The 4861-nt window shown below is 73.5% G+C and carries 5 protein-coding genes; 2 read left to right on the forward strand and 3 right to left on the reverse strand.

From position 1 onward, the window contains the following. The coding region (locus tag VFE05_21585) for a lytic transglycosylase domain-containing protein (protein ID HET6232682.1) at positions 1-481 on the reverse strand (481 nt) is incomplete at its 3' end. Between the two features lie 317 nt (positions 482-798). Next, the gene (locus VFE05_21590; GenBank protein HET6232683.1) at positions 799-1236 is read right to left on the reverse strand and encodes a BON domain-containing protein; all 438 of its coding nucleotides are present in this window, start codon (positions 1234-1236) and stop codon (positions 799-801) included. Positions 1237-1457: 221 nt separating this feature from the next. Between VFE05_21590 and VFE05_21595 the strand changes: the two genes are divergently transcribed. Further along, on the forward strand, positions 1458-2195 hold the full coding sequence (locus VFE05_21595; protein ID HET6232684.1) for a CPBP family intramembrane glutamic endopeptidase: 738 nt from the start codon (positions 1458-1460) through the stop codon (positions 2193-2195). A gap of 295 nt (positions 2196-2490) precedes the next feature. After that, positions 2491-2985 carry an RsbRD N-terminal domain-containing protein gene (locus tag VFE05_21600; GenBank protein HET6232685.1) on the forward strand — a complete coding sequence of 165 codons (495 nt, stop codon included), beginning with the start codon at positions 2491-2493 and terminating at the stop codon, positions 2983-2985. 119 nt (positions 2986-3104) lie between these two features. Here the strand turns inward: VFE05_21600 and VFE05_21605 are convergent, their stop codons facing one another. After that, complete coding sequence (locus VFE05_21605) at positions 3105-4616, reverse strand: AarF/UbiB family protein (protein HET6232686.1); 1512 nt, start codon at positions 4614-4616, stop codon at positions 3105-3107. Positions 4617-4861: the final 245 nt, after the last annotated feature.

Here is a 4861-nt window from a genome sequence, read left to right on the forward strand (position 1 = left end):
CGGCGCGGACGGGCGAGCCGCCCTCGGCGCCCAGCACGCGCGCGGCGTAGCCGTTGGCCGGGTCGCCGCCCGCGGCGCGGATGCGCGCCACCGTGCCCAGCCCGCGGTTGTACGCGTGCAGCGCCTCCTCGCGGTCGCCGCCGTACAGCCGCAGCAGCGTGCGCATGTAGCGGAAGCCGAGGCGCAGGTTGACGTCGCGGTCCAGCAGCTCGTCGCGGGTCACGCCCGGCCGCAGCCCCTCGGCCGTCCCCGGCATGAGCTGCGTGAGGCCCAGCGCGCCCACGGGGCTCACCGCGCGCGGGTTGAACGAGCTCTCCACGCGCACCAGCCGGAAGGCCAGCTCCGGGTCCAACCGCTCCTCGCGCGCGGCGGCGAGCACCGCGCCAGCCATCTCGCGCGTGATGCCGTAGCGCAGCGCGTACCCCGCCGCCTCGCGCTCGCGGGCACGCTCCGCCCGCTGCACCGCGACCGCGTGCTCCACCGCGCCCCATGCGCGCCCCAGCCCGTGCCGCGTGGGCGGGAACGCGAGCGCGAGCAGCAGCGCCAGCGCCAGGCCGGCCAGGTGCGTGCGCGTGGGCGCGAACGCCGCGCGCGACCTGCGCGGGGACTTGCGTGCGGCGCCCGCGCGGCGCTCGCGGCCGGCGGGGGAATTCGAGCGCCGGGCAGGCGGGCGGCGCTTGCTTCTCTTGGACAGAACGGGGCTCCACGGCTGGTTCCCGCGGCGCGGATCGCGAATGCGCCGCCGGCAATCTAGCGCGCCCCCGCCCCGCCGTCACGGGCGGGGTTCGGGGGCGCGGGTCAGGCGGATGGCGCGGGCGGGGCCGAAACCGGGGGCGCGGGCGCCGCCCGCGGAGCCAGGCAGCGGACGGTGCGCGGGCCGCTCTGCAGGTCCATGTAGTCGATCACCAGCTTCACGCCGCGCACGAGTTGGGCGTTCGTCTCCGCGCACTGAAGCGCGCCGAAGCCCACCACGGTGCCGTACAGCCGCACCTCGCCAGCGCTCACCTCCACGCGCACGGGTCCGCCGCGTAGCGAGGGCTCGGCCGCCAGGCGCGCCTCCACCTCGCCGCGGATGCGCGCGTCCTCCGTCGCCGCGGCGGCGACGGCCTGCGGGCTGGGCTTGTCGCTCCGGTGCAGCAGCCCGCATGCGGAAGAGGTGAGCACCAGGCACGCCGCCGCGCCCGTCCGCATCCCCCGTCCCCCCGCCCCAGCCTTGCCGCCGAGCCGTTTCGCCATCCGCAGGCCGTCTCTCCCGTGGTCCGTTTCGCCCTCGCCCTCGCGCGGCCGGACGGCCGGGAGAGAAACTTTCCGCCGCGCGCCGCCGTCTAGAGGGCAGGTCCGCGCCGCGTTTGCGGGTGCGGATTCGCAATCGGCAGGCCACACGCCGATCTTTCCGCCGCGGCGCCCGGAGCGCACGCGGCCTTTCGCCGGGCGCGGCCGGCGCTACCTTGGGGCACATGCGCAGCTACTTCGACGTTTCCCGCACCTACACCTACTCGCTCATCTTCGCGCTGCCGCTGCTGTTGCTGTACGAGGTGGGCGCCACGCTCACCATGCGCGGCCAGCAGCAGCAGATCCGCAACGGCGCAGACGTGCTGCTGCGGAGCCTGCTCGCGGCCGGCGGAGTGCAGAGCACAGTCGCCTTCACGGGCGTGCTCGCCGTCGCCGCGCTGGCGCTGATCGCGGTCGAGTGGCGCAAGCGGAAGGTGCCCGTCCGCCCGGCCGTCTTCCTCGGGATGATGCTGGAGAGCGTGGCCTACGCCTTCACCTTCGGCACCGTCGTGGGCACGGCGACGCAGTGGATGACGGGCGGCCTCTCGCTCCGCCTCGCCGCGGACCCCGCGGGGGCGATGGACAAGCTGCCGGTGAGCCAGGGCGTGGTGCTGTCGCTGGGCGCCGGCCTGTTCGAGGAGCTGGTGTTCCGGGTGCTGCTGGTGGGCGGCCTCATCCTGCTCTTCCGCAGCGGCGGGCTGGAGCGCGGGCGCTCGGCGGTGTTCGCGGCGATCCTGGCGGCGCTGCTCTTCTCCGGCTTCCACTACATTGGCCCGTTCGCGTATCCGTGGAGCGTGTCGTCGTTCGTCTTCCGGTTCCTCTCGGGCCTGGCGTTCAGCGGCCTCTTCATCCTCCGCGGCTTCGGCATCACCGCCTGGACCCACGCCCTCTACGACGTCTTCCTCACCGTCGCGCGAGGGTGACGCACTTCCGTGGATCGGCGGACTTCGAGGACTGATCGGTAGATGCACGGCGGCGGTAGAAGCACGGCGTCGGTAGATGCACGGTGGATGAGCGATGGCGGCGGGAGATGCGGGGCCGATGCGGCGCGGAACGGGATTCCGCGCCGCATCCGCTTTTGCGCGAATGCCGTAGACGGATGGCGGGCCGGGGGCAGATGTTTGCGCCGAAGCCGGCTTTCCCTTCCGGGCGGGCCGCGGACGCTGTAGCTTCCCGCCTCTACCCTCCGCGAACACCGCCAACTCCGCGAGCGCGCACATGGACGCCAGATCCGAGTTCTACACGCCGGGCGAGATCCGCGACCTGAGCGATGCGCTGGAGACGCTGCGGGCCGGGCGCGAGGAGCTGTTGCGCGACTGGGTGGAGCGGGTGCGCGACAACCAGTCCATGCACACCGGCCAGGCCATGGCCGACCCCATCCTGCTGGACCACATCCCCCAGCTGTTCGACGCCATTTTGGACCGGCTGGAGATCAACCGGCCGCGGGAAGATGCGGAGCAGTTCGCCGCCATCCACGGCTTCGCGCGGCGGCTGAGCGGCTACAACATCGCCGAGACGGTGCTGGAGCTGCTGATGTTCCGGCGCGCGATCTGGGCGCACATGACCGCCGTGGGAGCGCGCGTGCGCGGCGCCTACGCCGCCATGGAGGCCATCGACGGCATGGTGGACCGGGCCGTCCTCTCCAGCCTCAACGCCTTCCTGGACCCGGACGCCGGCCTCCTCGAACGCGAAGCCCGCGCCCGCGAGGAATAGACGCCGGCCGGTGCGGACGAACCGAGGGGCGCCAGGGAATCTCCCCGGCGCCCCCCTTCGCATCTACCCATCGGAACCGCCCGATGATCGGCGGACGACGCCCGAACGCGAATCTCCGGCTACGCAGCCGACGAGGTGATGCGCGGGGGCGGGAGAGCCGCCGCATCCGTCTCGCCGTCCGTGATCGCGAGGGGCGCGGCGGGCGGAGCCGTCAGCGGCGCCAGGAAGGCGGGAATGCGGCGGGCGAGCACGCCGAACAGCTCCTTCGACGCGTTCACCACCACGCGGGTGACGTCGCCGGCCAGGAGCCCCAGGGCGGAGGCCAGGTCCAGCGCCTCGCCGTCCGCCGGGCCGAGGGCGCGGAGGACGGCGGCGCGGTGCTTGAGCAGCAGCGGGCGCACGTAGCGCACCGGGTTGAAGCCGGGCACGTGCCGCGCACCCAGCCCCTCGATGAGCGCCACCGCGCGCCCGAAGTACGTCATCTCGCCGGTGAGCACCACGGGCCAGTCGTACAGCAGCGCCATCACCTCGTCGGCCAGGGCGCGCTGCATCTCGCCCACGTCGGCGCCGCGCTCGGTCATCTCCAGAAGCAGGGCCACGAGGCGGCGGATGACCTCGCGGTCGGTGCCGGGCGCGACGATGCCCAGGGCGAAGAAGCCGTCCACCACGCGGTCCGCGTCGCCCCGCACGGCGGCGAGGGCGGTGTGGACCAGGTGCCCGCGCGCGACAGGATCGACCTCGATGACCATGCCGAAGTCCAGCAGCACCAGCGCGCCGTCGGCGCGGACGAGCAGGTTGCCGGGGTGCGGGTCTGCGTGGAAGAGGCCGTCCACCAGCATCATCTGGATGTACGCCTCGACCACCTCGTCCACCACGCGCTCGGGGTCCACCACCCCGGCGGCGACGAGCGGGCCGATGCGGTCCACGCGCGTGCCCTCCACGTACTCCAGCACCAGCGTGCGGCGGCGCACCATGCCGTCGATCACGCGGGGGACGACCACGCGCGGGTTGCGGGCGAACTTCTCGCCGATGGCGCGGGCGTACGCCGCCTCCTTGCGGAAGTCCATCTCGTTGGCGATGCGCAGCTCGAACTCGTCGAGCGCCACGTGCAGGCCGCGCAGCTGCGGGTGGCTCCACACGCGCTCCACCCAGCCCAGCAGGCCGCGCACGAAGCGCACGTCGTGCTCCACCACCGGCTCCACGCCGGGCCGCAGCACCTTCACCACCACGTCCTCGTCCGCGTACCGGGCGCGGTAGACCTGGCCGAGCGAGCCGGCGGCCAGCGGCTCGCGGTCGAACGCCTGGAACACCTCGTCCACCGGCGCGCCGTACGCCTCGGTCAGTTCCCGCTCGATCTGGGGAAAGGGCACGCAGGGAACGCGGTCGGTCAGGGCGGCCAGGGCGCCCAGGTACGGCTCGGGCACCACGTCCGGCCGGGCGGAGAAGACCTGGCCGATCTTGACGAAGGTGGGGCCCAGGCGCGGGATGACGTGTGCCAGCCGCTCCGCGCGCCGCACGTGGAAGGCTGGCGAGCGCGCGGCGGGACGGCCCCACACGAGCCACCGGCGCCGGTCGCGCGCGAACGACAGCGCGAATGGTAGAAGACGGACCAGCAGGAACAGCGTACGCATGGTTTCCGTTCGGGAAGTGCGATCGAGCCGCGGCATCCTCCGCCGCGCGGCTCAGTACCCGCCGCCGCACCCGCGGTTCGCCTTGCCGCATCGAGAGATGGGGCCGGGAGATGCACGGCGGCACCGCGGGATACGTGGACCCGAGGAGCATTGTTGCACGCCAGGTCTGCCGATCGAACGGCGGCGGCCGACTTGTCGCGTCGCAACGTGATTTGGACGCGCACGGAATCGCGGCTGCGCACCCA

The organism is Longimicrobiaceae bacterium (assembly GCA_035696245.1).
Lineage (GTDB): Bacteria > Gemmatimonadota > Gemmatimonadetes > Longimicrobiales > Longimicrobiaceae > DASRQW01.